Source organism: Streptococcus sp. k-628 (genome assembly GCF_013277475.1).
In the GTDB taxonomy this organism is placed as follows: domain Bacteria; phylum Bacillota; class Bacilli; order Lactobacillales; family Streptococcaceae; genus Streptococcus.
Window position 1 is genome coordinate 1 of record NZ_VMMZ01000022.1, and the last position, 25,709, is coordinate 25,709.

At 40.6% G+C, this 25,709-nt stretch carries 18 protein-coding genes and 1 pseudogene; 17 read left to right on the forward strand and 2 right to left on the reverse strand.

Annotation, left to right across the window (positions count from 1 at the left end; all coding sequences use genetic code 11):
• The 14 genes and pseudogenes from HT730_RS03520 to HT730_RS03585 form a co-directional block, all read left to right on the forward strand.
• Positions 1-197, forward strand: a 197-nt coding sequence (locus HT730_RS03520) for a hypothetical protein (protein ID WP_173306825.1), incomplete at its 5' end; no start/stop codon positions are given.
• Between the two features lie 109 nt (positions 198-306).
• Positions 307-864 (forward strand): sugar O-acetyltransferase, encoded by a 558-nt coding sequence (locus HT730_RS03525; RefSeq protein WP_173306826.1) that lies wholly within the window; start codon positions 307-309, stop codon positions 862-864.
• Between the two features lie 664 nt (positions 865-1,528).
• Entirely contained in the window at positions 1,529-2,293 is a 765-nt protein-coding gene (locus HT730_RS03530; protein WP_173306827.1) for a nucleoside phosphorylase, read from the forward strand.
• A 484-nt stretch (positions 2,294-2,777) separates the two neighbouring features.
• Complete coding sequence (locus HT730_RS03535; protein WP_173276582.1) at positions 2,778-4,157, forward strand: potassium transporter TrkG; 1,380 nt, start codon at positions 2,778-2,780, stop codon at positions 4,155-4,157.
• A 13-nt stretch (positions 4,158-4,170) separates the two neighbouring features.
• Positions 4,171-4,836: a TrkA family potassium uptake protein gene (locus tag HT730_RS03540; RefSeq protein WP_173306828.1), complete on the forward strand. Its 666-nt coding sequence runs from the start codon at positions 4,171-4,173 to the stop codon at positions 4,834-4,836.
• Between the two features lie 133 nt (positions 4,837-4,969).
• On the forward strand, positions 4,970-5,185 hold the full coding sequence (locus HT730_RS10440; RefSeq protein WP_240151456.1) for a hypothetical protein: 216 nt from the start codon (positions 4,970-4,972) through the stop codon (positions 5,183-5,185).
• A 51-nt stretch (positions 5,186-5,236) separates the two neighbouring features.
• Positions 5,237-6,253, forward strand: coding sequence for a glycosyltransferase family 2 protein (locus tag HT730_RS03550; protein WP_173306829.1), 1,017 nt, complete (start codon positions 5,237-5,239; stop codon positions 6,251-6,253).
• A 115-nt stretch (positions 6,254-6,368) separates the two neighbouring features.
• Positions 6,369-9,068, forward strand: coding sequence for a PavB family fibronectin-binding SSURE repeat adhesin (locus HT730_RS03555; RefSeq protein ID WP_173306830.1), 2,700 nt, complete (start codon positions 6,369-6,371; stop codon positions 9,066-9,068).
• Between the two features lie 166 nt (positions 9,069-9,234).
• Complete coding sequence (locus HT730_RS03560) at positions 9,235-9,933, forward strand: response regulator transcription factor (protein WP_000520637.1); 699 nt, start codon at positions 9,235-9,237, stop codon at positions 9,931-9,933.
• Complete coding sequence (locus tag HT730_RS03565) at positions 9,930-10,982, forward strand: HAMP domain-containing sensor histidine kinase (protein ID WP_173306831.1); 1,053 nt, start codon at positions 9,930-9,932, stop codon at positions 10,980-10,982. Before HT730_RS03560 ends, HT730_RS03565 begins: the two co-directional genes overlap by 4 nt.
• A 194-nt stretch (positions 10,983-11,176) precedes the next feature.
• Positions 11,177-11,788, forward strand: a complete 612-nt coding sequence (gene rpsD / locus HT730_RS03570; protein WP_000092756.1) for a 30S ribosomal protein S4 — start codon at positions 11,177-11,179, stop codon at positions 11,786-11,788.
• 612 nt (positions 11,789-12,400) lie between these two features.
• Positions 12,401-13,207: a hypothetical protein gene (locus tag HT730_RS03575; protein WP_173306832.1), complete on the forward strand. Its 807-nt coding sequence runs from the start codon at positions 12,401-12,403 to the stop codon at positions 13,205-13,207.
• A 21-nt stretch (positions 13,208-13,228) separates the two neighbouring features.
• Positions 13,229-14,476, forward strand: a complete 1,248-nt coding sequence (locus tag HT730_RS03580; RefSeq protein WP_173306833.1) for a toxic anion resistance protein — start codon at positions 13,229-13,231, stop codon at positions 14,474-14,476.
• A 341-nt stretch (positions 14,477-14,817) separates the two neighbouring features.
• Positions 14,818-18,185, forward strand: a pseudogene (locus HT730_RS03585) (type I restriction endonuclease subunit R).
• Positions 18,186-18,275: 90 nt separating this feature from the next.
• Here the strand turns inward: HT730_RS03585 and HT730_RS03590 are convergent.
• Positions 18,276-19,517 (reverse strand): Fic family protein, encoded by a 1,242-nt coding sequence (locus tag HT730_RS03590; RefSeq protein ID WP_138706996.1) that lies wholly within the window; start codon positions 19,515-19,517, stop codon positions 18,276-18,278.
• A 258-nt stretch (positions 19,518-19,775) separates the two neighbouring features.
• Between HT730_RS03590 and HT730_RS03595 the strand changes: the two genes are divergently transcribed.
• From HT730_RS03595 to HT730_RS03605, 3 genes are all read left to right on the forward strand, one after another.
• On the forward strand, positions 19,776-20,843 hold the full coding sequence (locus HT730_RS03595; RefSeq protein WP_138706997.1) for an AbiH family protein: 1,068 nt from the start codon (positions 19,776-19,778) through the stop codon (positions 20,841-20,843).
• Positions 20,840-22,066, forward strand: a complete 1,227-nt coding sequence (locus HT730_RS10445; protein ID WP_240151457.1) for a restriction endonuclease subunit S — start codon at positions 20,840-20,842, stop codon at positions 22,064-22,066. Before HT730_RS03595 ends, HT730_RS10445 begins: the two co-directional genes overlap by 4 nt.
• Before the next feature lie 172 nt (positions 22,067-22,238).
• Positions 22,239-23,840, forward strand: coding sequence for a type I restriction-modification system subunit M (locus tag HT730_RS03605; RefSeq protein WP_173306834.1), 1,602 nt, complete (start codon positions 22,239-22,241; stop codon positions 23,838-23,840).
• Positions 23,841-23,954: 114 nt separating this feature from the next.
• Here HT730_RS03605 and HT730_RS03610 read toward each other — a convergent pair whose 3' ends face one another.
• On the reverse strand, positions 23,955-25,439 hold the full coding sequence (locus HT730_RS03610; protein ID WP_050243046.1) for an RNA-binding domain-containing protein: 1,485 nt from the start codon (positions 25,437-25,439) through the stop codon (positions 23,955-23,957).
• Between the last annotated feature and the right edge of the window lie 270 nt (positions 25,440-25,709).

A 25,709-nucleotide genomic window follows, 5' to 3' on the forward strand; every position in this document is an offset into this window, starting at 1 on the left:
GTTTTGAGGTTGCAGATAGAACTGACGAAGTCAGCTCAAAACACCGTTTTGAGGTTGCAGATAGAACTGACGAAGTCAGCTCAAAACACCGTTTTGAGGTTGCAGATAGAACTGACGAAGTCAGCTCAAAACACCGTTTTGAGGTTGCAGATAGAACTGACGAAGTCAGTAACATATATACTGCAAGGCGACGTTGACGCGGTTTGAAGAGATTTTCGAAGAGTATAAATTGTAGAAAGTGCTCCTTATCCTAGTCAGATATGTAGAAAATTTGATATGATAGTAGGAAATAAGGAGAAGAATACAATGACCAGTGAATACCAGAAAATGATAGCAGGAGAGGTTTACCGTCCATCGGATCCAGAACTGCGGGCCTTGGCTCAGGCTTCTCGCCAAAAACAGGCTGCCTTTAACCGAGAAGAAGATCCCTTAAAGGGAGCTGGAATCATTAAGGCTTGGTTTGGTTCGACTGGGCAAAATCTATATGTCAATCCACGTCTGGTGGTCGATTATGGAGTCAATATCCATCTAGGGGAAAATTTTTATTCTAACTGGAACTTGACCATGCTGGATGTTTGTCCGATTCGTATTGGAGACAATGCCATGATTGGTCCTAATTGTCAGTTCCTGACTCCACTTCATCCGCTGGATCCACATGAGCGAAATTCAGGTATTGAGTACGGTAAGCCTATCACAATCGGAGATAATTTCTGGGCTGGTGGTGGCGTCATTGTCCTGCCTGGAGTCACACTGGGAAATAACGTCGTTGCAGGAGCAGGGGCAGTAATCACCAAGTCCTTTGGGGACAATGTTGTGTTAGGTGGCAATCCTGCGCGCGTGATTAAGGAGATACCTGTGGAATAGAAGTAAAAAGGAACAGCGGGTGTTGTTTCTTTTCTGTTATTCCCTTGTTCTTCAATAATGGAGAAAAAGGGAGTGGAGATAAAAACTTCTTCTACATTTTTACCCGGTTCACATTCACCTACTCTATATCTTAGCAAGTCTGCTTCATTAAGCAATTGCAAAGCATCTTGTAATTGGGATGTTTTTTGATACAAGAAGTATTAGTGTAGGATAGAGTTTTTGTGGATGACTAGATGATGTCAATGATTTTTCTATTTATTTTCAGTCAGAGATGGTACAATAGCAAGATTGCAAACACTAGACTGCGCAGGCAGGAGGTGATCTTATGTGCGTTTTCATCGAACTTGTCTTGCTACCTATTCTTGCTGGTACACTAGCGAATGTCTTATCGGAGTGGCTTATCCGATTTGTAGCAAGCAAATGCGACAAGAAAAAGAAATAGCCTGAGCGCCTTGAGCAAGCGAAAAAAACACCACTGGCGACAACCGGTGGTGTTTTCTTATATGCTTATTTCATCGAACTTTTAAGCAAATCCATTGTATCATTAAAAAGAGTCTCTGTCAAAAATATTGTTATTGTATTGTTTTTATTCTCAGTTCATCAGCCCCTCCTTGACACTCCGTCAATTTTTGATACAATAGTACAAAATTAGAGGAGGTGGGCTATGATTCAGAAACATGCGATTCCCATTTTAGAGTTTGACGATAATCCCCAGGCGGTTATCATGCCTGATCACGAGGGGCTGGATTTGCAGTTGCCAAAGAAGTGTGTCTATGCTTTTTTAGGTGAGGAGATTGACCGCTATGCGAGGGAAGTAGGGGCGAACTGTATCGGTGAATTTGTTTCTGCCACCAAGACCTATCCAGTTTATGTCATCAACTATAAGGGTGAGGAGATCTGTCTGGCTCAGGCTCCTGTTGGTTCAGCTCCAGCAGCCCAGTTTATGGATTGGTTGATTGGCTATGGTGTGGAGCAGATTATTTCCACAGGTACTTGTGGTGTGCTAGCCAATATAGAGGAAAATGCCTTTCTAGTCCCTGTTCGCGCTCTGCGAGATGAAGGAGCCAGTTACCACTATGTGGCACCTTCTCGTTATATGGAAATGCAGCCAGAGGCTATTACTGCTATTGAGCGAGTGTTGGAAGCCAGAGGGATTTCCTATGAAGAAGTCATGACCTGGACGACAGACGGTTTTTACCGAGAAACGGCTGAAAAGGTGGCTTATCGCAAGGAGGAAGGCTGTGCTGTTGTGGAGATGGAGTGTGCTGCGCTTGCGGCAGTAGCTCAATTGCGTGGGGTTCTCTGGGGTGAATTGTTGTTCACAGCAGATTCCCTAGCTGACTTGGACCAGTACGATAGTCGTGACTGGGGCTCGGAAGCTTTTGATAAGGCGCTAGAACTGAGTTTAGAAAGTGTTCACCTCCTTTAGTTGTGCTGATAAAAGGTCTGCTTTATCATAAAATGTCTAGCTCATACTTTGCGAAAATAGTGTTAAACGAGGTCATCTTCCTCTTTTTGGACGCATGTTGAGATTGGGAAAAATCTTTAAAATCAGAAAAACGCATCATATCAGGTGATGAAAACTTTGATACTATGCGTTTTTATTGTGGTGATATGAAATAAAATCTCAACAAATTGATTAGGTAAGTTACATCAATTTCTAGTAATGTTTGAGAAGCTGTAGCCTACTATTTCAGATTCAAAATGGTGTGTTTCATTTTCTCCTGAAAAGCATATAGAGTAGCTAGCGTTAACAGCTCCTGTCTTGCTTTTTTGACCTATAGTCACATCTATCAAGTATTGTTCTTGCCTAGGCTATCAACAAAAAGGTGGGCATTTTTTAGGCTTGGTGTTAGTGGACTTTGCCTTATCCTATCTAAGTCATTTCGAGCTTTTTATGGTACAATGGAAACATGTTATTTAAATTATCTAAGGAAAAAATAGAGCTAGGCTTATCTCGTTTATCGCCTGCCCGTCGTATTTTTTTGAGTTTCGCCTTGGTTATTTTACTAGGCTCTCTTCTTTTGAGCTTGCCTTTTGTCCAAGTTGAAAGCTCACGAGCGACTTATTTTGATCATCTCTTTACAACCGTATCCATGGTCTGTGTGACAGGTCTTTTTACCCAGCCTGTCGCTGATACATACAATATTTGGGGTCAACTCATTTGTATGTTCTTGATTCAGATTGGTGGTCTGGGGCTCATGACCTTTATTGGGGTTTTCTATATCCAGAGCAAGCAAAAGCTTAGTCTTCGTAGCCGTGCAACTATTCAGGATAGTTTTAGTTATGGAGAGACTCGATCTTTGAGAAAGTTTGTCTATTCTATTTTTCTCACGACTTTTTTGGTTGAGGGTTTAGGAGCTCTATTCCTCAGTTTTCGTTTTGTTCCTCAACTTGGCTGGGGGCGCGGTCTCTTTAGTGCTATTTTTCTAGCTATATCCGCCTTCTGTAATGCAGGTTTTGATAATTTTGGAAGTACGAGCTTGATTGCTTTTCAGACTGATCCCTTGGTCAATCTGGTCATCGCAGGCTTGATTATCACAGGTGGTCTTGGATTTATGGTCTGGTTTGACCTTGCTACGCATATAGGGAAAAAGAAAAAAGGGCGCCTGCATTTTCACACCAAACTGGTTTTATTACTAACGGTGGGGCTACTAGCTTTTGGGACGGTGAGCAGTCTCGTTCTTGAATGGAACAATGCAGGGACGATTGGCAATCTCCCTGTTGCAGATAAGGTCTTGGTCAGCTTTTTCCAAACTGTCAGCATGAGAACGGCTGGTTTTGGGACAATTGATTACAGCATGGCTCGTCCTGTTACCTTATTGATTTATATCTTGCAGATGTTTCTAGGTGGGGCTCCAGGAGGGACAGCTGGGGGGCTCAAGATTACGACATTTTTTGTCCTCTTGGTCTTTGCACGAAGTGAGCTTCTAGGCTTACCTCATGCCAATGTCGCTCGACGGACGATTGCGCCACGAACAGTTCAAAAATCCTTTAGTGTCTTTATTATCTTTTTGATGACCTTCTTGCTGGGCTTGATTTTACTAGGGATCACAGCCAAGGGAAATCCTCCCTTTATCCACCTCATATTTGAAACCATTTCTGCTCTTGGGACAGTCGGAGTGACGGCAAATTTAACTCCAGATTTAGGGAAATTAGCTCTAAGTGTGATTATGGTTCTCATGTTTATCGGACGAATTGGTCCCTTGACCCTGCTGGTCAGTCTAGCAGATTACCATCCAGAAAAGAAAGATATGATTCACTATATGAAAGCAGATATTAGTATTGGTTAAGAAAGGAAAGAGCATGTCAGATCGTACGATTGGAATTTTAGGCTTGGGAATTTTTGGGAGCAGTGTCCTAGCTGCCCTAGCCAAGCAGGATATGAATATTATCGCTATTGATGACCACGCAGAGCGCATCAATCAGTTTGAGCCAGTTTTGGCGCGTGGAGTGATTGGTGACATCACAGATGAAGAATTATTGAGATCAGCAGGGATTGATACCTGCGATACCGTTGTAGTCGCAACAGGTGAAAATCTGGAGTCGAGTGTGCTTGCGGTTATGCACTGTAAGAGTTTGGGGGTACCGACTGTTATTGCCAAGGTCAAAAGTCAGACTGCTAAGAAAGTGCTAGAAAAAATTGGAGCTGACTCGGTTATCTCGCCAGAGTATGAAATGGGGCAGTCCCTAGCACAGACCATTCTTTTCCATAATAGTGTTGATGTCTTTCAGTTGGATAAAAATGTCTCTATTGTGGAGATGAAAATTCCTCAGTCTTGGGCAGGTCAAAGTCTGAGTAAATTAGACCTCCGTGGCAAATACAATCTGAATATTTTGGGTTTCCGAGAGCAGGAAAATTCCCCATTGGATGTTGAATTTGGACCAGATGACCTTTTGAAGGTAGATACCTATATTTTGGCAGTCATCAACAACCAGTATTTGGATACCCTAGCAGCATTAAATTCGTAAAAGAGGGAGCTTCCCTCTTTTTTGATGCCCAAGATAGCAAAGAGAGACAGAAGCCTTGTATTCTAGTAAAAGTTCTTCAAAGGCTGGACTTTATGGTAAAATAGAAAGAAGTGACAAGAGAGAGTAATACTCAATGAAAATCAAAGATCAAACTAGGAAACTAGCCGCAGGTTGCTCAAAACAGTGTTTTGAGGTTGTAGATAAGACTGACGAAGTCAGCTCAAAACACTGTTTTGAGGTTGCAGATAGAACTGACGAAGTCAGCTCAAAACACCGTTTTGAGGTTGCAGATAGAACTGACGAAGTCAGTATCATATACCTACGGCAAGGTGACGTTGACGCGGTTTGAAGAGATTTTCGAAGAGTATAAGAAAAAATCAGTCCCCTAAAGGAGCAGATTATGAAGTTATTGTCTATCGCCATTCCTAGCTATAATGCCGCAGCCTATCTTCATTACTGTGTGGAGTCGCTAGTGATTGGTGGTGAGCAAGTTGAGATTTTGATTATCAATGATGGGTCTCAGGACCAGACTCAGGAAATCGCTGAGCATTTAGCTAGCAAGTATCCTAACATCGTTAGAGCCATCTATCAGGAAAATAAAGGACATGGCGGTGCTGTCAATCGCGGCTTGGCGGAGGCGTCTGGGCGCTATTTTAAAGTGGTTGATAGTGATGACTGGGTGGATCCTCGTGCTTACCTGAAAATTTTGGAAACCTTGCAGGAACTTGAGAGTAAGGGTCAAGAGGTTGACGCCTTTGTGACCAATTTTGTCTATGAAAAGGAAGGTCAGTCTCGTAAGAAGAGTATGAGTTACGAGTCAGTCTTGCCTGTCCAGCAGATTTTTGGCTGGGATCAGGTCGGAAATTTCTCCAAAGGCCAGTATATCATGATGCACTCGCTGATTTACCGGACAGATTTGTTGCGAGCGAGCCAGTTCCAATTGCCTGAGCATACTTTTTATGTCGATAATCTCTTTGTCTTTACCCCCCTTCAGCAGGTTAAGACCATGTACTATCTGCCTGTCGATTTCTATCGTTATTTGATTGGGCGTGAGGACCAGTCTGTCAATGAGCAAGTGATGATTAAGCGCATTGACCAGCAACTCAAGGTTAATCGACTCTTGGTAGACCAGCTTGATTTATCCCAAGTGAGCCACCCCAAAATGCGAGAATATCTGCTGAATCATATTGAAATCACGACGGTGATTTCCAGTGCCCTGCTCAACCGAGCAGGCACAGCAGAGCATCTGGCCAAAAAACGGGAGCTGTGGACCTATATTCAGCAGGAAAATCCAGAGGTTTTTCAAGCTATTCGCAAAACCATGCTCAGCCGTTTGACCAAACATTCTGTCTTGCCAGCTCGCAAACTGTCCAATGTTGTCTATCAAATCACCAAATCTGTTTATGGATTTAATTGATATAAGTATTTTATAAGAGGGATTTAAGAAAAATTTTAACTTTTTCTTAGTCCTTTTTAATTTTAGGAGATTATACTAGAGTCATCAAATAAAGAAAAACTCTAAGGAGAATCCTATGAAATTCAATCCAAATCAAAGATATACTCGTTGGTCTATTCGCCGTATTAGTGTCGGTGTTGCCTCAGTTGTTGTGGCTAGTGGCTTCTTTGTCCTAGTTGGTCAACCAAGTTCGGTGCGTGCCGATGTAGTCAATCCAACCCCTGCTCAAGTCTTACCTGAAGGGGAATCGGTAACGAAAAAGGGTGACTTAGCAGAAACTCAGGGAGACACCGTTCTTGCTCAAGCGAAACCTGAGGCTGTTGCTGGAAATACGAACTCACTTTCTACACCTACAGAAAGAACTGAAGTGAGCGAGGAAACAAGCCCTTCTCGTCTGGATACACTTTTTGAAAAAGGTGAAGAAGCTCAAGAAAATTCAGAGCTAACAGATGTCTTAAAAGAAGCTGTAGATACAGATGATGTGGCAGGGACACAAGCAACTCCAGAAGATATTGAAAAAGCTGTCGATGAGGATGTTAAAGACAGTATTGATGTCCCAGCGGGCTACCTAGAACAAGCCAAAGTTCCCGGTCCTTTCTTGGCTGGTGTAAACAAACCGCTTAAATATGAACTTTTCGCAGGCGATGGTATGTTGACTCGTCTCTTGCTCAAAGCATCTGACAAGGCTCCATGGTCAGATAACGGTGTCGCTCAAAACGAGAAAATTCCACCAGTGAAAAATTTACCTGATGACAAGTATTACTATCAAGTATCTTTGAATGGTAACACCACAGGTAAGCAGGGTCAGGATTTATTAGATACACTTCGTACTAATGGTACAAATACCTATGAAGCTACCCTGACTGTCTATGAAGCAGCCGGAGATAAACCAAATTTGAATAAGGTTGTCAAGGAACGTAAAGTCAATATTACCTTGAACGGTCTTGTAACAAGAAGCGATGTTAACTCTGCAGTTGAAAACAACGTTAAAGACAGTATCGATGTTCCTGCTGCTTATCTTGAAAAAGCTGAAGGAAAAGGTCCTTTCACTGCCGGTGTAAACCAAGTAATTCCTTATGAACTCTTCGCAGGTGATGGTATGTTGACTCGTCTCTTGCTCAAAGCTTCTGATAAGGCTCCATGGTCTGATAATGGTGTAGCTAAAAATCCTGCTTTATCTCCATTAGGAGAAAATGTGAAAACAAAAGGTCAATATTTCTATGAAGTAGACTTAAATGGCAATACTGTTGGTAAACAAGGTCAAGATTTAATTGATCAGCTTCGTGCTAATGGTACTCAAACTTATAAAGCTACTGTTAAAGTTTACGGAAATAAAGACGGTAAAGCTGACTTGACTAATCTAGTTGCTACTAAAAATGTAGACATCAACATCAATGGATTAGTTGCTAAAGAAACTGTCGGAAAAGCTGTTGCAGACAACGTCAAAGACAGTATCGATGTTCCTGCTGCTTATCTTGAAAAAGCTGAAGGAAAAGGTCCATTCACAGCCGGTGTAAACCAAGTAATTCCTTATGAACTCTTCGCTGGTGATGGTATGTTGACTCGTCTATTACTAAAAGCTTCTGATAAGGCTCCATGGTCTGATAATGGTGTAGCTAAAAATCCTGCTTTATCTCCATTAGGAGAAAATGTGAAAACAAAAGGTCAATATTTCTATGAAGTAGACTTAAATGGCAATACTGTTGGTAAACAAGGTCAAGATTTAATTGATCAGCTTCGCGCTAATGGTACTCAAACTTATAAAGCTACTGTTAAAGTTTACGGAAATAAAGACGGTAAAGCTGACTTGACTAATCTAGTTGCTACTAAAAATGTAGACATCAACATCAATGGATTAGTTGCTAAAGAAACTGTCGAAAAAGCTGTTAAAGATAACGTTAAAGACAGTATTGATGTTCCTGCTGCTTATCTTGAAAAAGCTGAAGGAAAAGGTCCTTTCACTGCCGGTGTAAATCAAGTAATTCCTTATGAACTATTCGCTGGTGATGGTATGTTGACTCGTCTATTACTAAAAGCTTCTGATAAGGCTCCATGGTCTGATAATGGTGTAGCTAAAAATCCTGCTTTATCTCCATTAGGAGAAAACGTGAAGACCAAAGGTCAATACTTCTATGAAGTAGACTTAAATGGCAATACTGTTGGTAAACAAGGTCAAGCTTTAATCGATCAGCTTCGTGCTAATGGTACTCAAACTTATAAAGCTACTGTTAAAGTTTACGGTAACAAAGACGGTAAAGCAGATTTGACAAATGTCGTAGCGACTAAACAAGTCACTATTAAGATAAATGTTAAAGAAACATCAGACACAGCAAATGGTTCTTTCTCACCTTCTAACTCTGGTTCTAGAGTGACTCCGATGAATCACAGTCATGCTACAGGTGCGACTCATCAAATGCCTACTGACCATAAGGACATGATGGCACCAGCCAAAGAGACTGATAAAGCAATTCCAGCAAATGACCAAATGGAAAAATCAGGTATGAAGACTGAGACTCCAGCTCCAGGTACTACAGATAGCATGCCTGCTGACACCATGACAAGCTCTACCAATATGATGGCAGGTGAAAACATGGCTGCTTCTGCTAACAAGATGTCTGATACGATGATGTCAGACAAGATGATGTCAGATGATAAAGCTATGCTACCAAATACTGGTGAAGCTCAAACATCAATGGCAAGTATTGGTTTCCTTGGGCTTGCACTTGCAGGTTTACTCGGTGGTCTAGGTTTGAAAAACAAAAAAGAAGAAAACTAATTAGCTAAGGAAATAAATGATGGATAGTGGGCTGACTAAGGCTAGTTTACCAACTCAATCAGCTATCAGGACTTTCTTTCAATAGCAGATTAAAATCATCGTAAAACAATAAAAATAGTGTTATACTTAAAGCAGTATAGCACTGTTTTTATCAAAGGAGAGACAGATGGGAAAGACAATTTTACTCGTTGACGACGAGGTAGAAATCACCGATATTCATCAGCGATACTTAATTCAGGCAGGTTATCAGGTCTTGGTAGCCCATGATGGACTGGAAGCGCTAGAGCTGTTCAAGAAAAAACCGATTGATTTGATTATCACAGATGTCATGATGCCTCGGATGGATGGTTATGATTTAATCGGTGAGGTTCAATACTTATCACCAGAGCAGCCTTTCCTATTTATTACTGCTAAGACCAGTGAACAGGACAAGATTTACGGTCTGAGCTTGGGAGCAGATGATTTTATTGCTAAGCCCTTTAGCCCTCGTGAGCTGGTTTTGCGGGTTCACAATATTTTGCGCCGCCTTCATCGTGGGGGCGAAACAGAGCTGATTTCCCTTGGCAATCTGAAAATGAATCATAGTAGTCATGAAGTTCAAATAGGAGAAGAAATGCTGGATTTGACTGTTAAATCATTTGAATTGCTGTGGATTTTAGCTAGCAATCCAGAGAGAGTTTTCTCCAAGACAGACCTCTATGAAAAGGTCTGGCAAGAAGACTACGTGGATGACACCAATACCTTGAATGTGCATATCCATGCTCTTCGACAGGAGTTGGCAAAATATAGTAGTGACCAAACGCCCACTATTAAGACAGTTTGGGGGTTGGGATATAAGATAGAGAAACCGAGAGGACAAACATGAAACTAAAAAGTTATATTTTGGTTGGATATATTATTTCAACCCTCTTAACCATTTTGGTTGTTTTTTGGGCTGTTCAAAAAATGCTGATTGAGAAAAGTGAGATTTACTTTTTGCTTGGGATGACCATCATTGCCAGCCTTATCGGTGCTGGGATTAGTCTCTTTCTCCTATCGCCGGTCTTTACGTCGTTGGGCAAACTCAAGGAACATGCCAAGCGGGTAGCGGACAAGGATTTTCCTTCAAATTTGGAGGTTCAAGGTCCTTTAGAATTTCAACAATTAGGGCAAGCTTTTAATGAAATGTCCCATGATTTGCAGGCAAGCTTTGATTCCTTGGAAGAAAGCGAACGAGAAAAGGGCTTGATGATTGCTCAACTTTCGCATGATATTAAGACTCCTATCACTTCAATCCAAGCGACGGTAGAAGGGATTTTAGATGGGGTTATCAAGGAGTCGGAGCAAGCTCATTATCTAGCAACCATTGGGCGTCAGACGGAAAGGCTCAATAAATTGGTTGAAGAGTTGAATTTTTTGACCCTAAACACAGCTAGAAATCAGGCGGATATGACTAGTAAAGACAGTATTTTTCTGGATCAGCTCTTGATTGAGTGCATGAGTGAATTTCAGTTCTTGATTGAGCAGGAGAGAAGAGATGTCCACTTACAGGTAATCCCAGAGTCTGCCCGGATTGAAGGAGATTATGCCAAGCTTTCTCGTATCTTGGTGAATCTGGTTAATAATGCTTTTAAATACTCTGCTCCAGGAACCAAGCTGGAAGTGGTGGCTAAGCTGGAGAAGCACCAGCTTTCAATCAGTGTGACCGATGAAGGACAGGGGATTGCCCCAGAGGACTTGGAGAATATTTTCAAACGCCTTTATCGTGTAGAAACTTCGCGTAATATGAAGACAGGTGGTCATGGCTTGGGTCTTGCGATTGCGCGTGAATTGGCTCATCAATTGGGTGGGGAAATCACAGTCAGCAGCCAGTACGGTCTAGGAAGCACCTTTACCCTCCTTCTCAATCTCTCTGGCAATGAAAATAAAGCTTAAAACCCCTTTACAAATCCAGCCATTCATGGTAGAATGAATTTTGTGTGAAATATCAGCAGGAAAGCATGAAGCTCGTCAACAGGTGTCTTATGATAAGTAACCTTGGCTGTTTAGGCGAAGGGCATCTGCACGAATCAGGGCTTTCTAAGTGACTATTTCCACCGAAATATTATTTATATCAGGAGGACATTTACATGTCACGTTATACAGGACCATCTTGGAAACAAGCTCGTCGCCTTGGCCTTTCACTTACAGGTACAGGTAAAGAATTGGCACGTCGTAACTACGTACCAGGACAACACGGACCAAACAACCGTTCTAAATTGTCAGAATACGGTTTGCAATTGGCTGAAAAACAAAAACTTCGTTTCACTTACGGTGTAGGTGAAAAACAATTCCGTAACTTGTTCGTACAAGCTACAAAAATCAAAGGCGGAATCCTAGGTTTCAACTTCATGCTTCTTTTGGAACGTCGTTTGGATAACGTTGTTTACCGTCTTGGTCTTGCGACTACTCGTCGTCAAGCTCGTCAATTCGTAAACCACGGTCACATCCTTGTTGACGGAAAACGCGTTGATATCCCATCATACCGCGTAACTCCAGGTCAAGTGATCTCAGTTCGTGAAAAATCATTGAAAGTTCCAGCAATCCTTGAAGCAGTAGAAGCTACTCTTGGACGTCCAGCATTCGTATCATTCGACGCTGAAAAATTGGAAGGTTCATTGACTCGCTTGCCAGAACGCGACGAAATCAACCCAGAAATCAACGAAGCACTTGTCGTTGAATTCTACAACAAAATGCTTTAATTTTAAGATATATGATACAGAAAGCCTACAACAGTGGGCTTTTTGCTTTGTCTTAAAATATTGATTTCTGGGTTTGTTTAGAGATTTGCTAGTAAGGTTATTGGTGTATCTGAGTCTATCTATGCTAATAATGACGCGATGTTGATGATATAAATCTGGTATGATATAATATTTTGGCCCCCTCAATTTAATGAAGGGAGGTGTTACATATGTTAGAAACTTTACTCACAGTGTTTCTAGCTCCGTTACTTATTAACGTGTTATCTGAGCTTTTCAAGTTATGGCTTAAGAAACGTAAGAAGTAATGGTTAACCCTTTAAGAGGGTAGCAAAAAACCCCATCGGTGGCACGGTGGGGCTTTTTAGTTACATATGCTGTAACTTTACTCACATTGTAAGTTCATTCTAACATATAACACCCAATATTTCAAGCTTTTGTTTTGATATTTCCTCAGAGTGTGTTTGTGGTTTGAGTCCGCTTCACTGAAATTAGCACACGCGCTACCAAGTTCCATTCTACAGCAAAGAAATCAACTCTTTTCTAGGGAATTTCCGCCCTCATTTTGCTCTTTTGTGCTAAAATAGACTTATAAATTGAAAATAAGGAATGTTTATGAAATCGGGTAATGGTTTTTGGAAAGGCTGTCTCTATTTTTGGGGCTTCTTGTTCTTACTGGGCCTTTTGGTTCAATATGCTCTTCCACTTGCGGCTTGTGTCCTACTAGGCTATGGTGGTTATCGTCTCTATAAACGTTGGCGCTATCCTCTTTTGCAGGATGCTTCTCTCGACGATCGGATTGAGCTTTTAAAAGCTCGGATTCGTCAGGCGGACAAAGATATTCAGCAGTTAGAGGGAGTCTTGGTAGAGAAAGGCTCAGATTCCTATAAGAGTCTGGCCAATCAAGTATTAATCGAACTGCGGGAAATCCATCAGGAGGCGGATCGTCTCAAGTCCTATATCGATGCTGATGTCTACAACCGTATTGACAAAAAGGTTCGTACAGTAAGGGCAAACATCGATGTTCAGCTAGAGCGTTTGGATAGAGAAAGTCAGGTAGATCTTGAAAATGCGGAGCCAGAGGAATTAGCTCCAGAATTGTCTCAGACCTTGGCCAATATTGCTATTGACCATCAGGCCATTTTAGACAAGATTGCTACCTCGGCTGAAGGGGATAAGGAAGAATTGACTGCCATTCATAGTTTGAAGATGGAGAAATTCAAAACGATTTTAGAAGGCTATTTAAAGATTAAGGCCAATCCGAAGAACTATAATCGAGCAGAAGAACGCTTAGAGCAAGCTAAAGCAGCTATCGAACAATTTGACCTTGAGCTTGACCAAGTTTTGAGAGAACTCAATGAAACAGATATGCGTGATTTTGATATCAGTCTGCGTATTCTAGAAAAAGATCGTAAAGAATAGGTTAGAAACAAAGGAGTAACCATGACAGAATTTAATTTTGATATTGACCAGATTGCCAATAATACGGTAGCTAAGGTGGATAAAACAACCCAAATCATCGAGACCAATACTGGCTCAGACAAGACCTTGACCTTCCTTGAGAAGCTGAGCCCTGAGCAACAAGAAGGGATTAAGGCGCACGTGCCCCAGTTGGTAGACCAGTTTGTCACCAATCAAAATGCTCTTTTGGATTTTGGACAATCTGCTGTAGAAGGTGTGAACAATACGGTCAACCGTATCTTGTCAGAACAAAAGAAACTGCAGATTCCCCAAGTGGATGACTTACTCAAAAATACCAACCGTGAGTTGCAAGGCTTTGTAGTCAAATACAAGAACGCTGAAATTGCTGAGTTAGAAGAGAAGCCAAACTTTTTGCAACGATTGTTTAACAAGAGTAAGAATACCTTACAAGAATTTTACTTTGACTCAAAAACAGTGGAGCAAAAGCTCGATGGCATGGCTGCCGCAGTGGTCAAGCAAGAAGATGTGCTAGCTCGAAATATTGTCTCTGCTGAGATGCTGATTGAGGACAATACCAAATCCATTGAAAATCTAGTGGGAGTGATTTCCTTTATCGAAGCCAGCCAGACAGAAGCTGGCAAACGCGCTGCCGAATTGAAAGCTCAAGCTGACCAACTCGATACAAGTACGGTAGAATACCAAACCAAGTCACAAGAATTGGCCCGCATGGCTGAAGTGGTCAATACCCTTGAACAACAGCACACTGAGTATGTCAGCCGTCTCTATGTTGCCTGGGCAACAACACCTCAGATGCGCAATCTTGTGAAGGTGTCATCTGATATGCGCCAAAAATTGGGCATGCTTCGTCGTAATACGATTCCAACAATGAAGCTTTCTATTGCCCAACTGGGTATTTTGCAACAATCAATGAAATCAGGTGTCGTGGCAGATGCCATTGTCAATGCCAACAATGCTGCCCTTCAGATGCTAGCTGAAACCAGTAAGGAAGTGATTCCGCAGATGGAACGAATTGCCCAAAGCCCGACAGTCGCTGTCGAATCGGTTACCAAACTGGCTGAAAGTCTGGTTGCACAAAACCAAGGTATCGTCGCAGCCATTGAATTGGGTCGTCAGAAACGTGCCCAACTAGAAACAACTATCGTCAAGTCCGCAGAAATGATCAATGATTCTGTCAAACTACGCGATGAAAAAATCGTCCAAGCCCTTCTAAATCAAGGAAAGGCCGCCCAGAAAGAAGTACAAGAATAACACATAAGTCCTCTGTAATGTAAATTTGCAGGGGATTTTGCTTGGTCTAGGAGTTTTTACCAACTATCATTAGTGACCAGCAAGTCAGTTTACTCTGAAATAGAGATAAAAGCATGGGAAATCTTTTCCCAAGGAGTCTTTTATGATACAATAGAAGGAAGTAAAGGCGCTGTTTTTTCGATGCCGCAACGCCTTGGATGAATGAAAAGGAAGAGTCCCTATGGTTTTCAAATTTAAGCGAATAACTAACTTGCATATATATATATAAACTCGCGTTTTCATACCCATTTTCAAAACCTGCCAATCTTTTTGGTAGGCTTTTTGCGTTGTAGAAATGGGGTATGAACATGGCTTACACTTTATCAAAAGAATTAGAACAAGAACTCATCGTTTCAGCACCTGAGTTGCAGCCTAGTTATGCTGCCATCGTAGAATACCTAGAAGCTATCAACCAGAAAGAAGCATCTGGAAGCAATTCTCAGGAACTCCAGAACCAGCTTACTATTCAGCTGGGACGTTTAGAAGATTTGGTGCAGGGCTATATCCAAATAAAGAAGAACCCCCATCACTACCTGGATGCAGATAAAGACCTGACGGCAGCCTATCAAGCCATAAAAGGGACGGAGCAAGATCTTCTCAAAAAATTGCAACATCTCAATCAAGCCGCCTTGCAAGATTTCCATATCAGCCAAAGACTCTCTCCCAAAGACGAGACTGCTATCCCTGTAGCAGGTAAAGCCAAAACCAAACAGGAATTGGCTATCGAGCGAGATTTAATCAACCAGCTGACAAAGGGAGAAAGTCAATGGGTGTATCGATCTGAGTTAAATACTGAAGACCTCCTATGGGGAAACTTTTTTGCCAAGCTGGAAGCTAATAATGTCCGCATTTTGCAAGACCATCCCCTGACAAATTCAGAGAAAAATCAAATTAAAAACCAGCTCAATTTCGTTAACTTCTATGAAGCAGCCAAGTGGATAGCAGGGGAAAATGGCATTGCCAAGGTGCAGGTTCAACGTGAAGACGCCAGTCTAGGCACCATTCGCTTGGAAGTCTTGTGGAGAAACAATGTCGCTGGTGGCAAATCCAGCTATGAGGTTGTCAACCAAGTCATCACAGGCGGAGAAGGGATTCGCCAGCGTCGTGGGGATGTGACTTTGCTGATCAATGGTCTGCCTATGATTAAAATCGAACTGAAAAGCCGTTCTCATCCTTATATGGATGCCTTTCGTCAGATTAAGAAATACGACCAAGAAGGACAGTTCAGAGGTATTTTTTCAAGTCTTCAGATGTTTGTCGTCTCTAATGTCACAGACACTCGTTACATCGCAGCTACCAAAGCCAACAAGCTAAATGAACGCTTCTTGACCAAGTGGGTGGATAGTGAAAATAGCCCCAACCCCAGCTATTTGACTTTGCAGAGTCTGTCTTGTCGATACCGAGAGCCCACGAGATGGTCATGCAGTATTCTGTCATCGATGATGACAAGAAGGCCTTGATTTTATTGCGTCCCTATCAGGTACATGCCATTGAGGCTATCCGTGAAGCCAGTCGCCAGCGCCAGTCGGGCTATATTTGGCATACGACTGGTTCAGGAAAGACCCTGACCTCTTATAAGGTTTCGCGCAATCTGCTCCAGATTCCATCTATCGAAAAGACAATCTTTGTGATTGATAGGACAGACCTTGACCAGCAGACGACTAGTTCTTTTCAGTCTTACGCAGAGAATGACATGATCGATATCGACGAGACCGATGATACACAGGAATTGGTTAAAAATCTGGCTTCTGATGACCGCCGTGTCGTTGTGACGACCATCCAGAAAATCAATGCCATGATTCGTCAGTTTGATGAAGGCCGTCACCAAAAGGTCTATAATCGTATCAAACAACTCAAACTAGCCTTTGTCGTCGATGAATGCCATCGCGCAGTGACTCCTGAACGCCAACGCCACCTAGAGCACTTCTTTACAAATTCTCTCTGGTATGGGTTTACAGGAACTCCTATCTTTACAGAAAATAAACGTAAACAAAAAGGAGACCTTGCTCAGACAACCGAAGAGCAGTACGGTGACTGCCTCCACCAATATACTGTCAAAGAAGCCATCCATGACAAGGCGGTTCTTGGCTTTAATGTGGAGTATCAGACAACCATGCCTGGTTGGGCAGAAGATGAGATTGATGAGGAGCGCTATGATGACGAAGGCCACATGCTTGCCGTTTTAGATGCCATTCTCAATCGCTCAAGACGCAAACTCGGCTTCCAAAATGGGGTAGGAAAAACCTATGAAGCCATTTTGACCGTCAAAAGTATTGCCCGTGCGCAGACCTATTATAACCTGATTAAACAAGTCAAAAATGGAGAAAAGTCTCTAAGCATCTCGGAAAATGTTAAAAAGGTCTTACCAGACTTTCCTAAGGTTGCTATTACTTACTCAGTGACAGAAAATGAAGCAGACTCCTATGTCAACCAATCCTATATGGAGGAGAGTTTAGAAGACTACAATGCCATGTTTGGTACCCATTTTAGCCTAGCAACCATTGCATCCTACAATAGTGACCTCAACGACCGTCTGGCCCGTAAGAAAGAACGCTTTGCCTTCCGTGAAGAGCAATTGGACCTGGTTATCGTGGTGGATCGCTTGTTGACAGGCTTTGATGCCCCTTGCCTATCGACCCTATTCATGGATCGTCAGCCCATGAAACCCCAGCATATCATTCAGGCCTTTTCACGAACCAATCGCCTCTTTGATGAAGGCAAGAAATTCGGTCAAATCGTCACCTTCCAAACTCCTGACCGTTTTAAAGAAAAGGTGGATGAAGCTCTGAGCCTCTACTCAAATGGTGGCGAAACCAGTGTCTTAGCCCCAGAATGGCAGGAGGAGAAGGCCAAGTTTCTGGAGAAGGTTCATCAACTATTAGCCATCGCTCCAAGTCCAGAGCAGGTGCCTGATTTGGATACAGCGACAGATGCAGAATTAAAACGCTTTGCCAAGGCCTTCCAAGAATTTGACAAACTCCTATCCTCTATACAGGTCTATTCGGACTATGATGAGAAAGTCATTTTCAGAGAGATTGGTCTCAGCCTAGAAGACATCGAGAACTTTGCTGGCCAATATCAAAATGTCATCGAAGAACTCCGCAGACGCAGAAAAGAAGACCAAGAAGATGAAAGCCTTCTCGTAGATATAGAGTATGAGCTTGAATCCATCCGTACCGACGAGATAAACTATCACTATATCCTCTCTCTCATTCAAGCCCTGATTGAAAATCGGGAAAACCTCATTGGTAAAAAGGAAAAGAGTCTGGTAGATAAGTATATCGAAGATTTGAACAAATCCAATCCTAAGTTATCCAGCATCATTTCTAAACTCTGGCAGGATGTTCAAGCTGATGCCAAGAGCTATCAGGGACAGTCTGTAACCCATAAGTTGGATGAGATGATTGAGCTAACAACCCAGAAAAAGATTCGTGAAACGGCAGATTATTGGCAGATAGGAGAGGATGAACTCCAGTTCGTAGTGGACAACTACCGCATCGGACGAGACAAGCAAAATGGCGAAAAAGCCATCACCGAGTCTCAGGACTATCTGGCCTATAAGGAAGCTCACGGAGACAAGGCACTACCAAAACTCAAATACAAAAAAGCCCTCAAAGAGGACTATATGCGCATGATTTCAGAGGATATCCTACCGCTAAGGGGGAGATAGGTTTATACTCTTCGAAAATCTCTTCAAACCACGTCAACGTCGCCTTGCCGTATATATGTGACTGACTTCGTCAGTNNTTTTCATTGAGTATTAAAAATAGTCAGAAAGATAATGTTGGGAAGGTTTTCGACTAATTAGGGTCAAAATTCCTCTCTCTTCAAGATGCAAGAAAGCATCCTTGACCTTTTTCTTAGAGTAATGATGGTTGGACTGATTGGCCAGTTGGATGATGCTTCTATCTTCTATACCATCTCTCTTATCATCGACAAAGAGCTTGGACTGAGCGAGGAGAAACAAGATGTATTTCTCGACTTCCTCCAGACCTTCTGTTTGCTCTATCTTAACTTTATAGCGATGCAGTTGCTCTTGTTTTTCAAGGAGGGTTTGGATAATGTTTTCCTGTCCTTCCTTGATAAAAGTCAACAAGGTTTCAACGAAGAAGGTAGCATCGGCACGGTTGAGATGATCGCCAGTATTCCTAAAAGCCTTATAATAGTCTTGCTTATGGTGATTGATTTGTTGGGACAAAACTAACCCTGAAAATTTATCGAGTTTTCTAGACAAGTACTTGGCAAGGATATAGCGTCCTGTCCGACCGTTACCGTCATAGAAGGGATGAATATTTTCAAAAAAATAGTGTCCAGCACAAGCCTTGATAAGGTTTGGGATAGAATGGTCGTTTATAAAACGAATCCACTCTGTCAACATGACCTGAATCTGTTCCTCCTTTTGAGGTGGGATATAGAGGACTTTGCCAGTTTTGTCGTCTTGGATAAAGACCGATTTCTGTCTAAAAAACTCTCCATCGAGTTCATCCTCTGGCGATATTTCTCCCTGTGTTAATTGGTCATAAATCTCTCTGATATCTTCAAGCGATTGGATTTGGAGAAATTCATCCTTCAAGATTTGTTGGTACATTCGCAAGGTGGAAAGATGTTTGATTTGTTCGGTCTTATAGGGGTCTTCCTCTAGGAGTTTCTCCACATCAACCAACTCTTTACGAGTTGTATGGATACCCTCAATCTCATTTGTGGAAATAATCGATTGGTAGAGTTGTTCTTTATAAAATTGATCGTGGGCAATCTTAGGGAGGGTACCAGCTATTTCGCTAATTCGTTGAGACTGCTGTGAGATAGTTTCCATCAGTTGGGAAATCCCAAGATGCAGGGTAACAAATAAAGGGTATTGACTTGTTTTGACAGTATCGCGTTGCATTAAATGAGGATAAAGAGATGTCCTAATGGAGCTGTATCCCTGTAAGCGTAGTTGATACTCTTCCTCATATTGGTCACGATGACTGTAGTAGATTTTTCTAAGTTCTCTATAGTTCATATGTAGTCATCCTCGCATTTCAACGTTTTTTAACATTATATCACAAAATAAGCCTATCTATTGTTTTAAAATAGGTAAAATTGAAGAATAGGATAACGTAGTTGTCGTTCTAAAGTGCAAAAATGGCCAAAATTTAACAATAGAAATGACAGATGGCAATCCTAAAGTGCAAAAATAGGCAAAATTGAAGAATAGACATCAAAAAAGAAAACCTAAAGTGTAGAAATAAGAAAATGGAGTAATAGAAAGGGGGATATAGTGGAGAAATTATTTATTATCGGAAATGGTTTTGATATGGCGCATGATTTGAAGACGAATTATCTATATTTCAAGAAGTTTGTTTATCAGCAGGCTTATGGGAAAGATGAGTTGTTAGAGTCGTTGCAAACATCAAAGGGAATTTGCGACTTTTTTAGGGAAAAGGATATTGAAATTCAAGAACAACATCGATATGTTAATGAAGATGAGTTGAGAGACATATATGGATATTCTCTGCCTAAAATTAGAAATGGTCAGTTAGATAAACATGAACGGTATCAATTTATTTATCGACATATGATGCAATTAATGAGATTAGAAAATTTTTGGTCTCAGTTGGAGCGTGATTTAGGTTGGATAAATGAGGTGAAAATTATACCGCCATCTTGTGTCTTGGAAAATTTAGAAACATATTCTGAGGAACTGGCAACGATTCTTGAAAAATTTCTAAGAGCAGACATTGAAAACTTATTTAGGGAATGGGTTCAATGTTTTATTCTTGACTGGGATAATATGCCTACTAATCTAAAAAAACTAAAACGAAAGAAATCTGTTGAACACAATAAAAATGCCTACTTTTTAACTTTTAATTATAGTATGTTATTAGAGGATTTCTACGGTATAAATTCTGAACAAATATGTCATATACATGGAAGTATTTCTGAAAATAAGCTAATATTTGGACATAATCGTGAAATGGATTCTTATGATAAATTTAGACAAAATAACCCAACTGAGGTACGTGACTTTCTTCATAATTTAGTTTATTTGACTAGAAAGCCCGTCCATCAGCAACTTAGAAAACACGACTACTTTTTCAAAAGTTTAAGTTCTATCAAAGAAATTTACTTCATTGGTTTTGGTATTCGGGATGAGAATGGAGTAGATTCTCCATACTTTAAAGAAATCTTTAAACAGGCACCGGATGTGAGCATTTATATAGACCAGTTTGATAAGAAGTATGAATATACTATTAAGAAAATACTTAAGTCATGGGGTGCTCATAAAGCTTATCAATTGCAATTTATAGATACAAATAAAGATGAAATAGTTGGAGGAGATATATGACAAAGAAACCAAGTTATCGCTTTGTGAGATATACTGAAGCTTGGGAACAGCGTAAGTTGGGAGAAGTAGCTCAATATCGTAACGGAAAGGCTCACGAAAACTGCATTGATGAGAACGGAAAGTATATTGTAGTAAATTCAAAATTCATTTCCACAGATGGTGAAGTAAAGAAATTTTCTAATAAGAAAAATGAAGCATTGTTTGAAAATGAGATTGCCTTTGTGCTGAGTGATGTTCCAAATGGTCGTGCTATTGCGAGAACATTTTGGGTCGAAAAAAATGATAAATACACGCTAAATCAGCGAATCGCAGGGATAACTCCAATAGGCGAAACATTCCCTTATTTTCTTTACATTTTAATGAATAGGCATCCATATTTCTTAGCATTTGATGATGGAGCAAAGCAAACAAATTTATCAGTTTCTGATGTAATGGGATTTGAAGCATATTATCCAAAATACAGCGAACAACAGAAAATTGGAGCATATTTTCGCAATCTCGACCACCTTATCACCCTTCAACAGCGTAAGTTAGAGGTGCTCAAAGAGCAGAAGAAAACCTACCTCAAACTCCTCTTCCCAGCCAAGGGACAAACCAAACCAGCCCTTCGCTTCGCAGGATTTGAAGATGACTGGAAGGAAGTGAAGTTGGGGGAAACTGAAACTCTTTTTACAGATGGCAACTACGGAGAAGCTTATCCATCAGAGAAAGACCTTACTACTAGTGAAAATGGTGTCCCTTTTTTAAGAGGTAGTAATCTTGTAAATGGAGTTTTGGATGAGACTAATGCAAATTATATAACTCATGAAAAACATGAAGAGCTGACGTCTGGTCACATTGAATTGGATGATATTATTTTAGCAGTGAGAGGATCATTAGGAGCTATTGGATACGCTAAAGATGAGAATGTTGGATGGAACATCAATTCACAGCTCGCAATTATTCGGACTAACAAAAATGAAGCTAAAGGAGATTTTCTCTTACAATTTTTTATTAGTACAAAAGGGCAAAGAGAATTGTTATCGAGAAATACTGGAACAGCATTAAAGCAGTTACCACTGAAGCAACTGAAAGATATCCCAGTCCCTCTCCCCTCCCTCCCTGAACAAGAAGCAATCGGTTCTTTCTTCCAAGGCCTAGACAAGTCCATTGCCAAGCAAGAGGAAAAAGTTAACCAGCTCAAAGAAAGCAAACAAACCCTACTCAGAAAAATGTTTATATAAGATACAAAGACCGTCAAAAGCCCAGTAAAAATAGGGAACTGGCGCAGTCTTCGATGAAGACCAGACAGTTTATCTTTTTTACTCAGCTTTTAGGTCGTGTTCAATTCATAAGATACCAAGACCATAAAAAGCTACACTAAACGAATGAAAGTTGAAATTGATAGGAGACCCTATGTCACAAACAGATTTATCAAGAGAACTCTACCAATCCCTCTGGAATGCGGCAGATATACTGCGTGGCCAGATGGAAGCCAATGAATACAAGTCCTACCTCTTGGGCTTGATTTTCTACAAGTACCTATCCGACAACATCCTCCAAGCCGTCTGTGATAACTTGGACGAGACCTTTGAGTCCTTCCAGCAAGCGCAGCTTCTCTACGAGGAAAACTTTGCGGATGCAGATGTCCGTGAAGACCTCATCGAGGTCTTAAATGACGAGTTGGGCTATGTGATTGATCCTTCTCTGACCTTTACCAAGCTGGTTCAGTCTATCCACGAAGGAACCTTCCAGCTAGAGTCCCTAGCCCAAAGTTTCCGTGATATCGAGCAGGCCAATGAAAAATTTGAAAATCTTTTCGAAGATATCGACCTCTATGCGAAAAAGCTAGGAAACACCCCACAAAAGCAAAACAAGACCATCTCTGAGGTTATGAAACAGCTCAACGATCTCAATGTCTCTGGTCATGCTGGTGATATCTTGGGTGATGCTTATGAGTACTTGATTGGCCAGTTTGCCAGTGATTCTGGGAAAAAGGCTGGGGAGTTCTATACACCTCAAGCAGTTTCTCACCTCATGACTCAGATTGTCTTTGCAGGGCGTGAGCATCAAAAGGGGATGTCGGTTTACGACCCGACCATGGGTTCTGGTTCTCTCTTGCTCAATGCCAAGCGCTATAGTAAGGAAGCTTCGACGATTTCTTACTACGGTCAAGAGTTGATTACTTCGACTTTCAACCTTGCTCGCATGAATATGATGCTCCATGGGGTTGCGATTGAGAACTATCACCTCAGCAATCACGATACCCTAGATGAAGATTGGCCGACTACCGAGCCGACAGACTTTGATGGAGTTTTGATGAACCCACCCTATTCACTGAAGTGGTCAGCAGATAGTGGATTCTTGCAAGATCCTCGCTTTTCAAGTTATGGAGTTCTTGCACCTAAGTCTAAAGCAGATTTTGCCTTCCTCCTTCACGGTTTTTACCATCTCAAGCATAATGGAGTTATGGCCATTGTCCTTCCTCACGGAGTTCTCTTCCGAGGAGCAGCCGAGCAGAAAATTCGCCAGCACCTACTAGAAGAAGGCGCTATTGATACAGTTATCGGCTTGCCAGCAAATATCTTCTACAATACCTCTATCCCTACAACCATTATTATCCTTAAAAAGAATCGCACCAATAAGGATGTCTTCTTTATCGATGCCTCAAAAGAGTTTGAAAAAGGGAAAAATCTTAGCAATATGACCGAAGACCATATTGCTAAGATTTTGGAGACTTATCAAAAACGCGAGAATGTCGAGAAGTTCGCCCATCTAGCCAGCTTTGAAGAGATTGTCGAAAATGACTACAACCTCAACATTCCACGCTATGTCGATACCTTTGAGGAAGAACCAGTTGTTCCCCTAGCCGACCTCGCAGATCAACTCGCAGAGATTGATAAAGAGATTGGTCAAGTAGAAGCCAGACTCGCACACATGCGCAGCCAGCTAGTAGGCACAACACCAGAAGCCCAAGCAGAATTAACCGCCTATCTCGAAAAATTGAATGAGATTTAGAGAGTAGGGGAAGAGTGAAAAGACGCAGGCCGATTTGAGCCTGCGTTTTGGTCTCCGAAAATTTGGGAAAAGACAATATTATTTCAAAAATTTTTAGGAATGAAAATAAAATATTTAATATTTAGTCATGAAATCTCCAAGATTTTTGATTTGTTGTTTAATGATGTGGTATTGTTCAGTTGAGCTTTTAGGGAGAACATATCTTGTAGATCGTCCCTTACCTTCTATCTCAATATACTTTTTATTTTGTAGAGATTTTAAATTTTCTCTAAATTTATACTCAGTCATGAGAGAATTTTCGAGGACATCATTTTTAGTAATGCTACCATTTTTAATGATATATTCAAGTATTATCTTTTCATTATCTGATGTATCCGCATAAGAAGACAATAAGTCTACTTTCCAGATTGTAACAACAGTACTATCAAAGGTAGTGCTTACCTCAGGGATTTTTAGTTTATACTTTTCGGAAATATCAAAAATTTTTGGTCCACCTGATCCAGCTTTTTCGGACATCCCAATTCTACGGAATAATGAAGAGATTGTACTATTTCGCGTTTTGGAAGTTCCGCCATGTATAAATTCGGGAATAGAAATTTTCATCTTACCTGGATTTTTAAATTCATAGAAGTCTTGATAAGCTGTAATAACTATAGGAGAATCAAAGTCATAGTAAGCATGCATTAAGCAGTTTACTAAAGCTTCACGTATAGATTCAGATAGGTCTTTCTTGAATGGTAAACGGTGGGCAGATTCGTTATTAAACTCAAATCTATCATTTGTTGTAGTAGTTAATTTCTTATATGCTAAATTGAAAAAATCAAACATGTTTAAATCAGGGTACATCATATCCCCTGTTGAAATTCTATCGTTCCACCTAGTTGAAAGGGAGGTATCTTTTTCAAAATAGTCTAATTGAAATTTGGGATAACGAGAAATGATAGAATTGTACTTTCCAAAAAATATTAGTCCTCCTGCGGTTAATTTATATGTATTATCAATCCTGTCTTTTTTAAATACACCAATTTCGATTAGAAAATTTCTCAACGAAATGCTATTATATTTTGTATTACCAGTAAGTTCAATTAATAATTGCTTGTAATGTTTTATTGTATCTAAATTTAAATCATTTTCGTCAAAATTATTAAGTAACTCACTATCAATATCATCATGAGAACTAGTCATCAGATATTTAAGTTCTTCTTTATCAAGTCGAACATCGCCTTCACCTAATCTTTTATATGACTCACGATAATCATTTTTTAGATGGACGGGTTTTTGGTGAGGATTCGCTTCTCTTACAGTGATTACCATGAGTTGTTTATTTTTGCCTGGAATATCAATGTATTCAATATCATTATCTGTAAGTAAGTTACAACTAACTTTTTGTTTGTTTGCGACTAAAGCGAATAAATTGTCTCGTATTTTTTGAGGATTATTGACTCCTTGGTAGGGGTCAATATTTTTTTCGTCTATCCCGAGAATTATTTTCCCGCCATTTGTATTTGCAAATGCTGAGTAGGTTTCCCAGAAAGATTCTGGAAGATCGTTTTTAGCTTTTTTGTATTCTAAATCAACCCCTTCAAATTTTAAGTCCATATTTTCCCTTCCTAAAATATAATGTTGCTTAAATTTATTTTTTTAAATGATTGTCACGCGAAAAAGTAAATTTGATAGATAATTAAAATCTTTGATTTCATCGTATTTCTAAGATATATTTTAAAATATTCACGCGAAAATCACGCGAAAATCGCGCGAATATTTGTAATCAAAATTCAATTGAAAAATGTAGAATTTTCAATAATAAAATAGATGGATTTAAAATCTATTTTATTATAACACAGAGATAAGAAAAAATAGATAGTGAGA